The 15,868-nt window shown below is 65.2% G+C and carries 12 protein-coding genes; 9 read left to right on the top strand and 3 right to left on the bottom strand.

Translation table 11 applies throughout. The annotated features are described in order from the left end of the window. Window positions 1-51 precede the first annotated feature (51 nt). Complete coding sequence (locus ACVWYQ_RS01120) at window positions 52-1,791, bottom strand: ATP-binding protein (protein ID WP_271547203.1); 1,740 nt, start codon at window positions 1,789-1,791, stop codon at window positions 52-54. 368 nt (window positions 1,792-2,159) lie between these two features. Between ACVWYQ_RS01120 and ACVWYQ_RS01125 the strand changes: the two genes are divergently transcribed. Continuing rightward, entirely contained in the window at window positions 2,160-3,125 is a 966-nt protein-coding gene (locus ACVWYQ_RS01125) for a catechol 2,3-dioxygenase (protein WP_271547202.1), read from the top strand. A gap of 137 nt (window positions 3,126-3,262) precedes the next feature. On the opposite strand, the gene ACVWYQ_RS01130 is transcribed toward ACVWYQ_RS01125, so the two are convergent. Beyond that, window positions 3,263-6,787, bottom strand: a complete 3,525-nt coding sequence (locus ACVWYQ_RS01130; protein WP_404541781.1) for a molybdopterin cofactor-binding domain-containing protein — start codon at window positions 6,785-6,787, stop codon at window positions 3,263-3,265. Next, window positions 6,787-7,269: a (2Fe-2S)-binding protein gene (locus tag ACVWYQ_RS01135; protein ID WP_157282298.1), complete on the bottom strand. Its 483-nt coding sequence runs from the start codon at window positions 7,267-7,269 to the stop codon at window positions 6,787-6,789. The genes ACVWYQ_RS01130 and ACVWYQ_RS01135 overlap by 1 nt, the downstream gene beginning before the upstream one ends. 265 nt (window positions 7,270-7,534) lie before the next feature. On the opposite strand from ACVWYQ_RS01135, the gene ACVWYQ_RS01140 reads away from it, so the two are divergent. The 8 genes from ACVWYQ_RS01140 to ACVWYQ_RS01175 all read left to right on the top strand — a co-directional run bounded on the left by ACVWYQ_RS01140 (window position 7,535) and on the right by ACVWYQ_RS01175 (window position 15,755). Further along, entirely contained in the window at window positions 7,535-8,992 is a 1,458-nt protein-coding gene (locus ACVWYQ_RS01140) for a 6-hydroxynicotinate reductase (RefSeq protein WP_456727119.1), read from the top strand. Next, window positions 8,989-9,885 (top strand): UPF0280 family protein, encoded by an 897-nt coding sequence (locus ACVWYQ_RS01145; RefSeq protein ID WP_404541778.1) that lies wholly within the window; start codon window positions 8,989-8,991, stop codon window positions 9,883-9,885. Before ACVWYQ_RS01140 ends, ACVWYQ_RS01145 begins: the two co-directional genes overlap by 4 nt. Window positions 9,886-9,900: 15 nt before the next feature. Continuing rightward, a complete protein-coding gene (locus tag ACVWYQ_RS01150; RefSeq protein WP_025035619.1) occupies window positions 9,901-10,485 on the top strand; it encodes an amino acid synthesis family protein in 585 nt (194 codons plus the stop codon). A 32-nt stretch (window positions 10,486-10,517) separates the two neighbouring features. Further along, window positions 10,518-11,720: an ABC transporter substrate-binding protein gene (locus tag ACVWYQ_RS01155; protein ID WP_157282295.1), complete on the top strand. Its 1,203-nt coding sequence runs from the start codon at window positions 10,518-10,520 to the stop codon at window positions 11,718-11,720. Between the two features lie 164 nt (window positions 11,721-11,884). Then, window positions 11,885-13,774 (top strand): ABC transporter permease, encoded by a 1,890-nt coding sequence (locus tag ACVWYQ_RS01160; RefSeq protein WP_057028848.1) that lies wholly within the window; start codon window positions 11,885-11,887, stop codon window positions 13,772-13,774. Beyond that, window positions 13,771-14,562: an ABC transporter ATP-binding protein gene (locus ACVWYQ_RS01165; protein ID WP_275500159.1), complete on the top strand. Its 792-nt coding sequence runs from the start codon at window positions 13,771-13,773 to the stop codon at window positions 14,560-14,562. Before ACVWYQ_RS01160 ends, ACVWYQ_RS01165 begins: the two co-directional genes overlap by 4 nt. Further along, window positions 14,559-15,263, top strand: a complete 705-nt coding sequence (locus tag ACVWYQ_RS01170) for an ABC transporter ATP-binding protein (protein ID WP_036034395.1) — start codon at window positions 14,559-14,561, stop codon at window positions 15,261-15,263. The genes ACVWYQ_RS01165 and ACVWYQ_RS01170 overlap by 4 nt, the downstream gene beginning before the upstream one ends. A gap of 24 nt (window positions 15,264-15,287) precedes the next feature. After that, window positions 15,288-15,755, top strand: a complete 468-nt coding sequence (locus ACVWYQ_RS01175) for a MarR family winged helix-turn-helix transcriptional regulator (protein WP_157282292.1) — start codon at window positions 15,288-15,290, stop codon at window positions 15,753-15,755. Window positions 15,756-15,868: the final 113 nt, after the last annotated feature.

The following is a 15,868-nucleotide window of genomic DNA, read 5'->3' on the forward strand; positions in this document are numbered from 1 at the left end:
CTCCGGATTGCTTCGCTGCGCCCGCAATGACGATGTGGTTGGAGCGAGGCCTTACCGCAGCGGCTTCTTCAGCAGCGAGAAGCGGTCCGGGTCGAGGCCCATCGAGGGCTGCAGCATCGGGGCTTCGACGCTGGACATCGTCTTCGCGGGCGGTGCCGAGAACACGGGGTCGTTCGGCACGTCGCGCTGCGAGGTGGCGCCGCGCCAGCGTTCGAGCACGGCGCTGACGAAATGCATGTCGTGGCCGGAGGTGACGGAGGGCACGCTCGAGATGGTGGCCTCGCCGCGCGGCAATTGGTGCGGCGGCACCTCCTTGAAGCGCAAGCGGGTCGGCAGCGCCACGCCTTCGCCGAACGCCAGCACCTCGCGGGTGCCGAGCGACGGCACGAAGGAGAGCAGGTTCGCGGCGGCATCCGACACGGCGGCGCGCAGCAGTGCCTGGTCCCGGTCGTTGGCGAGGCGCATCGTGAACAGCGTGTTGCACTGGGAGATGATGGTGGCGTCGAGCTCGGCGGGGCGCTGGGTGATGAGGCCGAGATAGACGCCGTATTTGCGGCCTTCCTTGGCGATGCGCGATACCGCCTTGCGGGTCGGGCCGAAGCCGATGTTGCGGTCGGCGGAGGCGTAGCGGTGCGCCTCTTCGCAGACGAACAGCAGCGGCGAGACGCCGTCGCTCCACAGGCCGAAGTCGAAGGCCATGCGGCAGAGCACGGACACGACGGAATCGATCACCTCGGCCGGGAAGCCGGCGAGCTGCATCACCGTCATCGGCTTGCCGTTGGCGGGCAGGCGGAACAGATGGCTGATGACTTCGGCCATGGTGTCGCCGCCGACATTGGCGTTGTCGAACATGAAGGCGTAGCGAGGGTCGTTGCGCACCGCCTCGATGCGCGAGATCAGCTTGTGATAGATGATGCGCGAGGAGCGGTTCTCGAGCTTGCCCATGCGCTCATCGATCAGCGACAGCAGGTCGACCAGGCGATAGGGCACCGGCGTATCGACGGTGTAGCCGATCTGCTTGGGATCGATGCGCTTGAGGCCGATGCGGTCGGCGTTCTGGTACTGGGTGTAGACGCCTTTGGCGAGCGGGATCACTTCGGCGAGGATGTCGAGCTCTTCCGGCACGCCGGCGCGGCCGCCGAACAGCACGTCGACGATTTCCTCGAAGTTGAACAGCCAGAACGGCAGCTTCAGGTTCCGCGGGTTGAGCACCAGCGCGCGGTCGCCGAAGCAGCGGCCATACTCGTTGTGCACGTCGAGCAGGAAGATGCGCAGGTTTGGCCGCGCCTTCAGGATCTCGTTGAGCAGCAGCGAGACGCCGGTCGATTTACCGACGCCGGTCGATCCCAGCACGGCAAAATGCTTGGACAGCATTTCCTCGACGTCGACATAGGCGACGACCGAGCGGTCCTGCTGCAGGAAGCCGACATTGATCTGGTCCGAGCCGGTCGGCGCGTAGATCGTGCGCAGCTCCTGGCTCGTGATCAGGTCGACGGCATCGCCGATGGTCGGATAGTTGGTGACACCGCGCTGAAATTTGGCCTTGTCCGCGGCATTGAGAATCTCGCCGAGCAGGTCGACCGAGGCGATGGCGATGTAATTGTCCGAGCTCGACAGATTTTCGCAGGAGACCTCCGTGATCATCGCAACGATGACCGAGCTGGCGCAGCGAATGCTGACGAAACGGCCGACGGTGGCCCGCACCTCCGAGATCGGCATCCGGCTTTCCGCCAGAAGCCCAACCCGGGCGAGCGATCCGCGAACCGAAATCACGCGTCCAAAGGATGTCACGATGAATGAACCTGGCAAGAGCAAGGGGAGTTGCCCGGACTATGCGCGGCCGTCGCTGCACAAACGGTTAAACGCCGGACGCGCCGGCTCCGTTAAATCCGCGGTAATTCGGTCCGGAGCCTTGTCGCCAACGCCGGCTTAAGGACAGAATCACCCGGAAAATGCTGCATTCCGGGCCCTTCAGGTGAGATGGTCCTTAAGGAAGAGTTTACCATTCGGGCAGGCTGCCCGCTTCGTCCGGAGGACGGCGGTCAGGCGCCGATCGCCGCAAGGGACGTCGGTTGCTTTGTTGACTGGACCTAATGATTTGTACATTAGTACAAATGAGGCGCTGCGCAGAAAGCCCGGCGCTGCTCCAGGAGGATAACATGCAGCCCGAACCGATCCTCGATCTTGCCCATCTCGGCCACATGGAGCTGCTGACGCCGAAGCCCGACGAGAGCCTGAGGTTCTTCGTCGATGTGATGGGCATGACCGTCAGCGGCCAGAAGGGCGAGTCGGTCTACTTGCGCGGCTGGGACGATTACGAGCGCTATTCGCTCAAGCTCACGGCGTCGAAGACCTCGGGCATGGGCCACATGGCACTCCGTGCGCGCAGCCAGCAGGCGCTGGAGCGCCGTGTTGCGGCGCTAAAAGGATCCGGCTTCGATATCGGCTGGATCGACGGCGACATGGGGCAGGGGCCGACCTTCCGTTGCAGTGACCCCGATGGCCACATCGTCGAGCTCTATTACGAGACCGAATGGTATCAGGCGCCGCCCGAACTCAAGCCTGCGCTGAAGAACCAGGCGCAGCGCTTTCCCGCCCGCGGCGTCAATGTGCGCCGCCTCGACCATCTCAATTGTCTTGCCGTCGACATCAAGGCCAACCGCGAGTTCTTCGAGACCTATCTGGGCTGCCGCCTCACCGAGCAGATCGTGCTCAACGACGGCCGTGAAGCTGCGATGTGGCTGACGATGTCGAACAAGAGCTACGACTTTGCCTATTCGCTCGATCATTCGGGCGTGCCGGGCCGCTTCCACCACGTCACCTACGCGCTCGACAGCCGCGAGGAGATCCTGCGTGCCGCGGACATTTTTCTAGAGAACGGCGTGCACATCGAGACCGGCCCGCACAAGCACGCGATCCAGCAGACCTTCTTCCTCTATGTCTACGAGCCCGGCGGCAACCGCGTCGAAGTCGCCAATGCCGGCGCACGCCTCATCCTCGCGCCCGACTGGAAGCCGATCGTGTGGACCGAGGAGGAGCGCAAGAAAGGCCAGGCCTGGGGATTGAAGACGATCGAGTCGTTCCACACCCACGGCACGCCGCCGGTGGAGATGAAGCACGGATAGAGTATTCACGCAGTGTCATTCCGGGGCGACGCGAAGCGGCGAGCTATGATGCGCAATTGCGCATCTGAGAATCCATAACCCCGGCTGGTGGTTATGGATTCCAGGCTCCCTCGCCATGCTCGGGCCCCGGAATGACGTTAGTGAGTCGAACGTCGCACACGCGAGATCGTCTCGCGCACGCCGGTCCAGGCCGGCTGGTCCGGCGCGAACTGCTTGCGCAAAAACGTCACGAGCTCCTCGACCTGTGCATCGCTCATGCTGTTTCTGAACGCGGGCATGTAGCCGAGATCGCTGGAGACCGGGTCGGTAATGCCGTGCAGGATCACCTGCACGAGATTATCCGCCTTCGTGCTGTGAATGTTGCTGTTGAGCGCGAGCGACGGCCGGCTGCCGAACAGCGGCAGGCCGCCGACCTCGTGGCAGACGGCGCAGGCGCCCTGATAGAGGCGGGCGCCCGCGGAGGAGGCGACGGTCACTTGCGTTGCGCTCTCGAGCTTGGCGGCGAGCGCATCCGGCGCTGGTGTATCGGCCGTGTCGTTGAAGGAGTTCAGATAGACCGCCATCGCACGGATGTCCTGGTCGGGCAGAGCCTTGAGGTCGCGGATAACAGGCGCCATAGGTCCGGCGGCGACGCCGTGGTAACGCGACTGGCCGGTGCGCAAATAGGCGTAGAGCTCATCCTCGCTCCACGGGATCGGCGCGTGCGAGAGCGAGGTCAGCGCCGGCGCTTCCCAGCCTTCGGCGAAGCCGCCGGCAAGATAGGCGTTGCGTTGCTCGGCGCCGAGCGCGTTGCGGGGCGAATGACAGCCGCTGCAATGGCCGAGGCTCTCGACCAGATAGGCGCCGCGATTCCAGGCCTCGGACCTTGAGGGGTCCGACTTGAATTCGTGGGTCCGGTGGAACAGCGCGTTCCAGCCCGCCAGCAGCGGGCGCAGATTGAACGGGAAGGCGAGCGCATTCGCTGGCGTCGTCGCGCGCACCGCAGGCTGCGCCATCAGATAAGCGTAGAGCGCCTGCAGATCGGCGTCGCTGGTCTTTGCAAAATGCGTGTAGGGGAAGGCGGGATAGAGCTGGCGTCCGTCGCGATGCAAGCCGTCGCGCATCGCGCGCTCGAAGGCAGGGTAGGACCAGGCGCCGATCCCGGTCTCGACATCGGGCGTGATGTTGGTCGAATAGATCGTGCCGAATGGCGTCTCCAATGCGCGGCCGCCGGCGTTGAGCGCGCCGCCAATGCTGGTATGGCACTCCGCGCAATTGCCAAGCGCTGCAAGCTGCTCGCCGCGGGCGATGGTCGCTGCGGAATAGACCGATGCATCCGGACGGGTGATCGGCGCGATGGCCCGGCCGGGAAGGAGCGCCGCGCCGATGCCGATCGCGGCGGTACAGACGGCTGCGATCGTTGCGAAGATGCCAGCGCGCCTGGCGAACGGATTTTCCCAGATACGCGATTGAGGCGCGGCTGCCGGCGCAGGCAGGCACTGCGGTGTCGCCGATGTCTCGCCGCGCAGCCCCTTGAGGATGCGCTCAGGCGTGAACGGCGGCTCGCGAAAGCGCACGCCAGTGGCATCGAAGATGGCATTCGCAATCGCCGCCGCACTCGGCACCGAAGCAGACTCGCCGACGCCGAGCGGCGGCTGGTCCTGCCGCGGCAGCATCAAGACGTCGATCTTTGGCACGTCGGGGAACGGGATGATGGGGTAGGCACCCCATTCGCGCGCGGCCACAGTGCCGCGCTCGAACGACACCTCTTCCATCAGCGCGCGGCTGGTGGATTGGATGACGTTGCCCTGGATCTGGTGGCGCACGCCGTCCGGGTTGATCATCAACCCGGAATCCTGCCCCGCGACGACGCGCGTCACACTGACATCGCCGGTCGTCTTGTTCACCGCGACGTCGGCAACCCAGGCCGACCACGCCGCGCCATAGCCGGGAAACTTGCTGTGGACATAGAGCGCATAGGCAAAGCCGCGGCCGTGCACGACCTCGCCGTCCTTCTCCTCGCGAACGGGGCGGGGCGTCCAGCCCGCGCGCTCGGCCACCGCATTGACCAGATCGACCGCGCGCTGGTCTTTCAGATAGCGAAGACGATACTCGATCGGATCGACGCCGGCTTCGCTCGCGGCCTCGTCGATATAGGATTCATGCGCAAAAGTGTTCGGCAATGCCGAGACGCCGCGGAACCAGGAGGCCCGCACGATCGGCGGCGTGTCGTGGGCGACGACGCGCATGTGCTCGTAATCGTAGGGCGGGATCGCGGTGCGGTCGCCCATCTGGAGCACGGTGGGCTCGGGGGAGATGCGACCGGTCAGCAGCAGCGCCAGCGTCGGAGCGGCGTTCGAGGGGTAGCGCGTGGTGAGATCGTAAGCGGCGATGCTGCCGTCAGCGTCGAGGCCGCCATTGACGTCGATGAGCTGCGCGGTGCCTTTGGGCTCCCAGGCGTGCTCCTGCTCGCGCGTTAATTGCACGCGGACGGGACGGCCGACGGCGCGCGACAGCAGGAGCGCATCGGCGGAGACGTCGTCGGCGCAGTTGCGACCGTAGCAGCCGGCGGCCTCAAGCCGGATAACCTCGATCTCGCTCTCGGGGCGCTCGATCAGCAGCGCGAGGTCGCTGCGCAGCACGTGCGGGTTCTGCGTGCCCGACCAGACGCGGATGTTGCCGTCCTGGACGTCGGCGACGGCGCAGGAGGGGCCGATCGAGGCGTGCATCTGATACGGCCAGACGTAAGTGCGCTGCATCGGCTTGGCCGCGCTCGATATCGCCTTGTCGACCTCGCCCTTGTCGATCAGCGTGCGCGGCGTCGAGGGATTGGCGCGCAGGGCGGTCTCGACATCGCCAAGATCGGCAAGCGTCGGCGTCGGCTTCCAGCTCACCTTGAGCTGCTCTGCCGCACGGATCGCATTCTCCTCGCGCTCGGCGACGACGCCGACGAAATCGCCGATCCGCACGACGGCGACAAGGCCGGGAATGTCGCGCAGGGAGGATTCGTCGACCGCAATGAGGCTGGTGCCGACGAACGGTCCGGCATCGACGCCGGCATAGGGAGGCCGCACCACGCGGCCATGCACCATCCCGGGCACGCGGATGTCGTGCACGAAAGTCAGCTCGCCCGTGGCTTTAGCAGGTAGATCGACGCGCGGCACCGACTGGCCGACGATGGCGTAATCGCCGACCGGCTTGACCTGCACGTCATCGGCCAGCTCGAGGCGGATCGCCTCGTCGCCGATGAGCTCGCCATAGCTGATGCTGCGGTTGTCGTGGCCGCGAACGAGTCCGTCCTCGATCTTGAGCTCGGCTTCGGGCAAGTCCAGGCGTTCCGCGGCGCGCGCGATCAGAAAGTGCCGCGCTTGCGCCGCGGCCTTCCGCAGCGGCACGGCCGTGATCTGGATGGTTTCGCTCGCAATCGTCGCGCCCTGGTTCGGCACCAATGCCGTGTCGCCGAGCACGACGACGACGCGCGCAAAGGAGACGTCGAGCTCTTCGGCGACGATCTGGCCCAGCGCAGTGCGGATGCCGGTGCCGAGATCGACATGGCCGTTATAGGCCGTGACCGAACCGTCCGCGGTGATGCGGACGAAGGTCTCCGACGTGACCTCGTCCACGCTGCGCGCGACGACGAGCGAACCCCCGCGCTCAGCTCCGTTCGAAACAAAGGAGGCCATCAGTCTGCGGCCTCGGTGAGCTGGCCCGATGCGCGCATCACCGCGCGGAGGATCTCGACATGCGTCCCGCAGCGGCAGAGATTGTAGCGCAGCGCCGCCAGCGCCTCCTGCTCGGTCGGCCGCGGGTTGATCGCGAGCAACGCCTTGGTGGTCATGATCATGCCGTTGAGACAATAGCCGCATTGTGCGGCCTGCTCGTCGATGAAGGCCTGTTGCACGACGTCGGGCTTGTCGCTTGTGCCGAGGCCTTCGAGCGTCACGATGTCGCGCCCGGCGCAGCCGCTCACCGGAATCACGCAGGAGCGTGCCGCCAGTCCGTCGATCAGGACAGTACAGGTGCCGCATTCTCCCAAGCCGCAGCCGTATTTCGGGCCGTTCAGCGCGAGATCATTGCGCAGCACGTAGAGCAGCGGCGTGTCGCGCGCTGCCGTGACCTCGTGGATCCTGCCGTTCACGGTGAGGCGGATCGGTGTCTGCGTCATCCTCGTTCCCAAGCCCAAGACGATATCCAAGATCATGCAATCGCGAAAATCGGACGCCGCGACGATACCGTTTGTACACAAACGTGCAAGCCGTGCATGCCGCACTGCAGCGCGGCTGCCTTCTTTGTGGACAGTGCGGATAGGCAAATGAGGTTTTATGCGGCAGTGGCATCTTTTGCGCTGCACCGCCGCTTGACAGCCCCGGGGCAGCGCGCGCAACATCGTTCGTATACGAATGATAACTGCGATGTCCGCCGGCTCCGACATGGTGACAGAAACGACGAGCGCCGTCATCGACAAGATCCGCTGCGATGCTTGTCCGGTGATGTGCTACATCAAGCCGGGCGCGGCGGGGGCCTGCGATCGCTATGCCAATCACGACGGCAAGCTGGTCCGCGTCGATCCGCACGTCATCCTGGAGCGCACCGTCTCTCATGGCGGCAAGCTCGTCCCGTTCAGCCGCACCGAGGACTGGGACGGCAAGATCGTCCATGAGCCCTCGACTTTCGTGACGGCGATCGGCGCAGGCACGACCTATCCCGACTACAAGCCGGCGCCGTTCATCGTCTCTGCGGAGGTCGACGGCGTCGACATGGTCACTGTCGTCACCGAGGGCATCTTCTCCTATTGCGGCATCAAGGTGAAGATCGATACCGACCGCTATCTCGGCCCGGAGACCGCGACCGTGCGCGCGCAGGGCGAGGCGGTCGGCCACGTCACGACCAGCGAATACGGCTCGCAGATGCTCTCGCTCGGCGGCGTGCATCATCTCACCGGCGGCTCCAAGAAGGAGGGCCGCGTCACCTGCGACACGCTCATGGACCTCGCCAATTGCAAGGCGGTCGAGTTCACCATCGACGGCGGCGCCACCGTGGTGGTGCAGGCCGGGCAGCCGCCGATCGTCAACGGCGTGAAGGAAGAGCGCATGCGCGTCGGCTGCGGCTCGGCGACGATCGGCATGTTCGCCAAGCAATGGCACGGCAGGGTGGACGAAGTCGTCGTGGTCGACGACCACATCACCGGCGTGCTCTCGGAGCATCAGGCCGGCAAGCTGCTCGACATCGCCGACACCGGCATCAAGATGAAGGGGCGGCGCTCGACGCCGGGCCGCTATTTCCAGGTCGCCGATCCCGGCACCGGCTGGGGCGGCACCAACATCTCCGATCCGCTGGCGATCCTCGGCCCGTTCGATCCCAAGGAAGCCAAGCCCGGCCTGACCATGCTGATGGTCTCCACCACCGGCGAGCATTCGTCCTATTACGTGCTCGATGAGGCCTTGAAGCCGGTCGAGACCGAGATGCCGGACGATTTGAAGTTTTCGGTCGAGCGCATCCAGGAAAATTGCGAGCCCGCCTTGTGCACGGTGTTGTTCATGGCGGGCGCGGGCGGTTCACTGCGGGCTGGCGTCACCGACAATCCCGTGCGTTTGACTCGCTCGGTGAAGGACGCGCTGACGCGCGTCACCAGCGGCGGCGCGCCGGTCTATGTCTGGCCCGGCGGCGGCATCACTTATATGGTCGATGTGACGCAGATGCCGTCAGGCGCGTTCGGCTATGTGCCGACACCGGCCCTGGTCGCGCCGATCGAGTTCACGATGAAGCTGTCCGATTATGCCGCGCTTGGCGGACACATGGATTATGTGAAGCCGCTCTCCGAGGTGCAGAGCGGCGACGATGTCCGCCAATTGCCCTGGCAGAACCCGATTCCGGGGCCTCGCACATGATCAGGCGCCCGCAAATCGCATTGCTGTCTGATGGCCGGCGGCTGCATTTGCAGGATGGACCGATCGATCTGATCGTGGAGGCGAGGGGACGTACGGATGCGGTGCGGGTCGCCTATGAGGCTGCGGCGCTGCGGTTCACCGGATTGCTCGACGAGCTTTGCGCGGAATTGCCAGGGCTGCGTACGGCGGTCGGGGAGAAGACCTCGCTGAAGGGCGTTGTCGCCCGCCGCATGCACGCTGCTGTCGCGCCTTATGCCGCCGATTGCTTCATCACACCGATGGCGGCCGTTGCCGGCAGCGTCGCGGAGGAGATTCTGGCCGCGATGCTGCGCGCTGCACCGCTCGATCGGGTTTACGTCAACAATGGCGGCGACATCGCGCTGCATCTCGGCAAGGGTGAGCATTTTTCGGTCGGCCTGATGGATCGTCCCGACCACGACGGCGTGATGCGGAGGATGCGGATCGATGCGGACGATCCGGTGCGGGGCGTCGCGACCAGCGGTCGGCACGGCCGCAGCTTTTCGCTCGGGATCGCCGATGCCGTGACCGTGCTGGCCGCAACCGCTTCGCAGGCCGATGCGGCCGCGACCGTGATCGCCAATGCCGTCGATCTGCCCAGGCATCCCGCAATCATCCGACAGCCTGCGAACGAGCTTCAGCCCGACAGCGATCTGGGCGCGCGCCTCGTGACGCGCGGTGTCGGCGAGCTGTCTCACGATGAGATCGCCGCCGCGCTTGAATCTGGCGCGGAATGTGCACGGCAATTGTTCGATCGCAGACTGATCGAAGGTGCCGTGCTGCGGCTTTGTGGTGATATGCTTGTCATCGGAACAAAGGATATAGAAGAGCAACGATCGCGCCCGCGTGTGCTGGAGAACGCGGTCCATGCCTGAACAGGGAAGCGAAACATGAGCGCGATCATCCGCAAGATCGTCACCGTCGTCGAAGAGACGCAGATGGAGATGGGACGCCAGGTGTCGCCGCCGACCCGGCGTGCCGCCGCGATCGCCGTGATCGAGAATCCTTTCGCCGGAAAATATGTCGAGGATCTTTCGCCGCTGATCGCGATCGGCGAGGAGCTGGGCGAGCTCCTGTCGAAGCGCGCGGTGGCGGCGCTCGGTATCGATGGTGCCAAGGCACACAGCTACGGCAAGGCCGCGGCCGTCGGCGAGAACGGCGAGCTGGAGCACGCCGCCGCAATCCTCCACCCCAAGATGGGCGCGCCGGTGCGTAAAGTTCTGGGCAAAGGCGCGGCGCTGATTCCCTCCTCGAAGAAGCGCAGCGGTCCGGGCACGACGCTGGACATTCCGCTCGGGCACAAGGACGCGGCCTTCGTGCGCAGTCATTTCGACGGCATGGAAGTGCAGATCAACGACGCGCCGCGTGCCAACGAGATCATGGTCGCGGTCGCCGTCACCGACAGCGGCCGTCCGCTGCCGCGCGTCGGCGGGCTGACGGTCGCGGAGATCAAGGGCGAAGACGGTCTGAGATAGAAGTCGTAGGCGAGTTCAAACTGGAGGTTGGGATGCGAGCAAGAAATACTATCGTCGGCGCGGCCTTCGCGCTTCTGGCAGGCGGCATGGCTCATTCGGCCCTGGCGCAGGACATCAAGATCGGCGAGATCAACAGCTATTCGCTGCTGCCGGCCTTCACCGAGCCCTATCGCAAGGGCTGGCAGCTTGCGGTCGAGGAAGTCAACGCGGCCGGCGGCATCAACGGCAAGAAGCTCGTCGTCATCTCCAAAGACGACGGCGGCAAGCCTGCGGACGCGCAGACCGCGGCCAACGAGCTCGTCTCGAGCGAGGGCGTCGCGATGCTCGCCGGCACTTTCCTGTCGAACATCGGTCTCGCGGTCTCTGACTTCGCCAACCAGAAGAAGGTGTTCTTCCTCGCGGCCGAGCCGCTCACGGACGCCATCACCTGGTCCAAGGGCAACAAGTACACGTTCCGCCTGCGTCCCTCCAACTACATGCAGGCGGCGATGCTGGTGGAAGCTGCCAGCAAGCTGCCGGCGAAACGCTGGGCGACGATTGCGCCGAACTACGAATATGGCCAGTCGGCGGTCGCGGTGTTCAAGAAGCTGATGTCGGAGAAGCGCCCCGACATCCAATGGGTCGACGAGCAATGGCCGCCGCAGGGCAAGATCGACGCCGGCCCGGTGGTGCAGGCGGTTGCCGCGGCAAATCCGGAAGCGATCCTCAACGTCACGTTCGGGGCCGACCTTGTCAAGCTCGTGCGCGAAGGCAATACCCGCGGCCTGTTCAAAGGACGCGAGGTTGTTTCCTTCCTGACCGGCGAGCCGGAATATCTCGACCCGCTCAAGGACGAGACGCCCGAGGGCTGGATCGTCACCGGCTATCCCTGGTACTCGATCAAGACGCCCGAGCATGATGCGTTCCTGAAGGCTTACCAGGCCAAGTACAACGATTATCCGCGTCTCGGCTCGATCGTCGGCTATCAGACGATCAAGGCGGCAGCGGCGATCCTTGCCAAGGCAGGCTCGACCGATCCGGAGAAGATGATCGCGGCGGCGGAGGGGCTGTCGATGCCCTCGCCGTTCGGCGAGATCACCTTCCGCAAGATCGACCACCAGTCGACGCTCGGTGCCTTCGTCGGCAAGACCGCCCTGAAGGACGGCAAGGGCGTGATGGTGGATTCGTCCTACAAGAAGGGCGCGGACTATCTGCCGAGCGATGCCGAAGTCGCGAAGCTGCGGCCGAAGGATTGAGTTCTTTCTCCCTCGCCCCGCTCTTCGCGGGGAGAGGGCTGGGGTGAGGGGCTCTCTCCACGCCCCGCGCTGGTGGAGAGAGCCCCTCACCCGAATTGCTCCGCAATTCGACCTCTCCCCGCAAGAGCGGGGAGAGGTGACTTCAAACCTAACCCGGACCGAAGATGGCCTTTTACGTCGTACAGTTTCTGACCGGTCTCGCCAGCGCAGCGTCGCTGTTCCTGGTGGCCTCGGGCCTGTCGATCATCTTCGGCGTGACCCGGATCGTGAATTTCGCGCATGGCGCCTTCTACATGATCGGCGCCTACATCGCCTTCACGTTGACCGAGCGCCTGTCCGGCGCGTTCGGCTTCTGGGGCGGCATCGTGCTGGCAGCTTTCGCGGTGGCGCTGATCGGCGTCATCGTCGAGATGGTGCTGCTCCGGCGCATCTATCATGCGCCCGAGCTGTTTCAGCTGCTCGCGACGTTCGGCCTGACCTTGATGGTCGAGGATCTCGTCGTGCTGATCTGGGGGCCCGACGATCTCGTCGGCCGCCGCGCACCGGGCTTCAGGGGCGCGATCGACTTTTTCGGCCAGAACATTCCGAGCTACGATCTGTTCCTGATCGTCCTTGGTCCCGTCGTGCTCGGCATTCTCTGGCTGCTGTTCCAGCGCACGCGCTGGGGCGTCTTGGTGCGCGCGGCGACGCAGGACCGCGACATGGTGGCTGCGCTCGGCGTCAACCAAAAGTGGCTGTTCACGAGCGTGTTCGCCGTCGGCGTCTTCCTCGCAGCGCTCGGCGGCGCGCTCCAGATCCCGCGCGATGCCGTGCACCACGCGATGGATCTGCGGATCATCGTCGAGGTCTTCGTCGTGGTCGTGATCGGCGGCCTCGGCAGCATCGTCGGCGCTTTCGTCGCGGCGGTGCTGGTCTCCGAGCTGAATGCCTTCGGCATTCTGATCTTCCCGAAGATCTCCATCATCCTGGTCTTCCTGGTGATGGCGGTGGTGCTGATCGTGCGTCCCTGGGGCCTGTTCGGCAAGCCGGAGGCGGCCGCGCGCAAGACGCCGGGCCTCACCGTCAATCCCTGGCGTCCGCTGACGTCGAACGAGCGGCTGATGGCGCTTGCGGCGCTGATCGTCGCAGCGATGCTGCCGCTGTTCGCCGGCAATTATCTGCTGACCGTGGGCTCGGAGATCGCGATCTTCGTGATCTTCGCCGTCAGCCTGCACTTCCTGATGTCGGTCGGCGGCCTCGCATCGTTCGGGCACGCCGCCTATTTCGGGCTCGGCGCCTATGGCATCGCCTTCCTCGCCAAGATGGCGGGACTGCCGATGATCGTCTGCCTGCTGCTCGGGCCGCTGCTCGGCTGCATGGGCGCGGCCGTGTTCGGCTTCTTCGCGGTGCAGCTCTCCGGCGTCTATTTCGCGATGCTGACGCTCGCCTTCGCGCAGATCGTCTGGTCGATCGCGTTCCAGTGGGTGGACGTGACCGGCGGCGACAACGGCATTCTCGGCCTCTGGCCATCGAGCTGGGCGGCAAGTCCGTCGCGCTTCTATTGGCTTTCGCTCGGCGTCGCGGCGCTGGTGACCGTCGCGCTGCGGGCCATGGTGTTCTCGCCGTTCGGCTACGCGCTTCGTGCGACGCGCGACTCGGTTCTGCGCAGTGAAGCCATCGGCATCGATGCCAAGCGCATCCAGTGGACCGCGTTCGTGATCGCCGGCACGACCGCCGGCATCGGCGGCGCCTTGTTCGCCTACCTGAAGGGCAGCGTCTTCCCCGACAATCTCGGCATTTCGCTCTCGGTCGACGCGCTGGTCATGGTGCTGCTCGGCGGCGTCGAGACGGTCTCGGGCGCGGTGATCGGCGCCATCGTCTACAAGGCTTTGAACATCTGGCTGGTGAGCCAGACCGATCTGTCGAAGCTCGTGCTCGGCGGCTTCATCATGCTGATCGTCGTCGTCTTCCCCAAGGGCATCGTCGGCACGCTGGAGATGCTGGCGCAGCGCCGCAAGAAAGCATCGCCGCCGGGATCACCTTTGCTTGCCAAGCCGATCGAGTCTGCCGAATGAGCGTCGCACCTCCACTTCTCGCGGTCGAAGGCCTGACCAAATCCTATGGCGGCATCCATGCCGTGCGCGGCGTCTCGTTCTCGCTGCGGGCCGGCGAGATCCTGGCGCTGATCGGGCCGAACGGCGCGGGAAAGAGCACCTGCTTCGACATGCTCAACGGCCAGAACATGCCTGACAGCGGGCACGTTCGCCTCCTCGGCGAGGAAATTACGGGCCGGAAGCCGCGTGAGGTCTGGCGGCTCGGGGTCGGACGCACATTCCAGATCACCGCGACCTTCGCCACCATGACCGTGCGCGAGAACGTGCAGGTTGCGCTGATCTCGCACGGCAAGCAGCTGTTCAACCTATTCGGCTCGGCGCCGAAGTTCGACCGCGCCGAGGCCGGCCGCCTGCTCGAGCTGGTCGGCATGGGCGGCTATGCGGACCGGCCCTGCGGCGAGCTTGCCTATGGCGATCTCAAGCGGCTCGAGCTTGCGGTTGCGCTCGCCAACCAGCCCAAGCTGCTGCTGATGGACGAGCCGACGGCCGGAATGGCACCGCGGGAGCGCGTCGAATTGATGCGGCTGACCGCGCGCATTGCCCGGGAAAAATCCATCGGCGTGCTCTTCACCGAGCACGACATGGACGTGGTGTTCGAGCATGCCGACCGCATCCTCGTACTCAACCGCGGGACGTTGATCGCGGAGGGCTCGCCGGCGGAAGTGCGCGGCAATCCCCAGGTGCAGGCGGTCTATCTCGGCGAGGGCCTGGTCTACGATTCCCGCCACCGCGAGGGAGCCTCCACATGAAGCTCACGGTGCAGGACCTCAACAGCCATTATGGTCCGGCGCATATCCTGTTCGACATCGGCTTCGAGGTCGGCGAGGGCGAGGTCGTGGCACTGCTGGGACGCAACGGCGCCGGCAAGTCGACGACGTTCCGCTCGATCGTCGGCCTCGTCGCGCAGCGCTCCGGCCGCATCACGTTCGAGGGCAAGGACGTCTCGTCGAAGCCGACACACGAGATCGTGCGCGGTGGTCTCGGCTACGTGCCGGAGGAGCGGCGCATCTTCACGGACCTGACCGTCGAGGAAAACCTCGAAGTCGGCCGCCAGCCGAAGCGTCCGAACGCGCCGCACTGGACGCGCGAAAAGCTGTTCGCGCTGTTTCCAAACCTGGGCGAAATGAAGAACCGCCCGGGCGGACGAATGAGCGGCGGCGAGCAACAGATGCTCACCATCGCGCGCACGCTGATGGGCAATCCCTCGCTGGTGCTGCTGGACGAGCCGTCGGAGGGCCTGTCGCCGAAGATCGTGGAGCAGATGGTTGATGCCATCCTGACCATGAAGAAGGAAGGCGTCAGCATCGTCGTCTCCGAGCAAAATCTGCATTTCGCGCGGCTGATTTCGGATCGCGCCTACATCATCGAGCGCGGCCGCATCTGCTTCGGCGGCACCATGGCCGAGCTCGACGCGCGCCCGGATATCCGTGACGCGCATCTGTCGTTGTGAGGCAAGGGGAAGGGCGGGAGACGGATGGCGAGAAGCGTCGCGGCAAAGAAGAGCGTCAAACCGGCCAAAGCGCTTAACAAGCCGCCTTACGTGCTCGACGAACAGGTCGGCTTCATCCTGCGCCAGGTCTGGCAGCGCCACAGCTCGATCTTCGCCCGCGACATCGGCACCAACCTGACGCCGACGCAATGGGCGGCGCTGTCGAAACTGGCCGAGACCGGCCCGTGCTCGCAGAACCAGCTCGGGCGCCTGACGGCGATGGACGTCGCGACCATCAAGGGCGTGATCGATCGTCTCACCGCGCGCGGCCTCACCGAGACGAGCCAGGATCCCGAGGACGGCCGCCGCCTGCTGGTGAGCCTGACCCGCGCCGGACAGCAGCTTGCCGAAAAACTCGCGCCGAACGCGCTGGCGATCACCCGCGAGACGCTGGCGCCGCTCGAGGCGAAAGAGCGCGAGACGCTGATGATGCTGCTCAACAAGCTTCGATGAAGGTGCCGTAGGGTGGGCAAAGCGAAGCGTGCCCACCATCCTTCGTTTAACGGCAAGATTGGTGGGCACGGCACTTCGCGCCTTTTGCCCACCCTACGGCAGTTGAACAAGGT

The sequence above is a fragment of the Bradyrhizobium sp. USDA 3397 genome (genome assembly GCF_054060965.1).

Bases quoted from the DNA above. Each gene is read 5' to 3' on its own strand.
- ACVWYQ_RS01175 (WP_157282292.1), top strand. From the start codon at position 15,288: ATGGCGAGAAGCGTCGCGGCAAAGAAGAGCGTCAAACCGGCCAAAGCG.
- ACVWYQ_RS01170 (WP_036034395.1), top strand. From the start codon at position 14,559: ATGAAGCTCACGGTGCAGGACCTCAACAGCCATTATGGTCCGGCGCAT.
- ACVWYQ_RS01135 (WP_157282298.1), bottom strand. From the start codon at position 7,269: ATGACGCAGACACCGATCCGCCTCACCGTGAACGGCAGGATCCACGAG.
- ACVWYQ_RS01155 (WP_157282295.1), top strand. From the start codon at position 10,518: ATGCGAGCAAGAAATACTATCGTCGGCGCGGCCTTCGCGCTTCTGGCA.
- ACVWYQ_RS01140 (WP_456727119.1), top strand. From the start codon at position 7,535: ATGGTGACAGAAACGACGAGCGCCGTCATCGACAAGATCCGCTGCGAT.
- ACVWYQ_RS01165 (WP_275500159.1), top strand. From the start codon at position 13,771: ATGAGCGTCGCACCTCCACTTCTCGCGGTCGAAGGCCTGACCAAATCC.
- ACVWYQ_RS01145 (WP_404541778.1), top strand. From the start codon at position 8,989: ATGATCAGGCGCCCGCAAATCGCATTGCTGTCTGATGGCCGGCGGCTG.
- ACVWYQ_RS01160 (WP_057028848.1), top strand. From the start codon at position 11,885: ATGGCCTTTTACGTCGTACAGTTTCTGACCGGTCTCGCCAGCGCAGCG.
- ACVWYQ_RS01130 (WP_404541781.1), bottom strand. From the start codon at position 6,787: ATGGCCTCCTTTGTTTCGAACGGAGCTGAGCGCGGGGGTTCGCTCGTC.
- ACVWYQ_RS01150 (WP_025035619.1), top strand. From the start codon at position 9,901: ATGAGCGCGATCATCCGCAAGATCGTCACCGTCGTCGAAGAGACGCAG.
- ACVWYQ_RS01125 (WP_271547202.1), top strand. From the start codon at position 2,160: ATGCAGCCCGAACCGATCCTCGATCTTGCCCATCTCGGCCACATGGAG.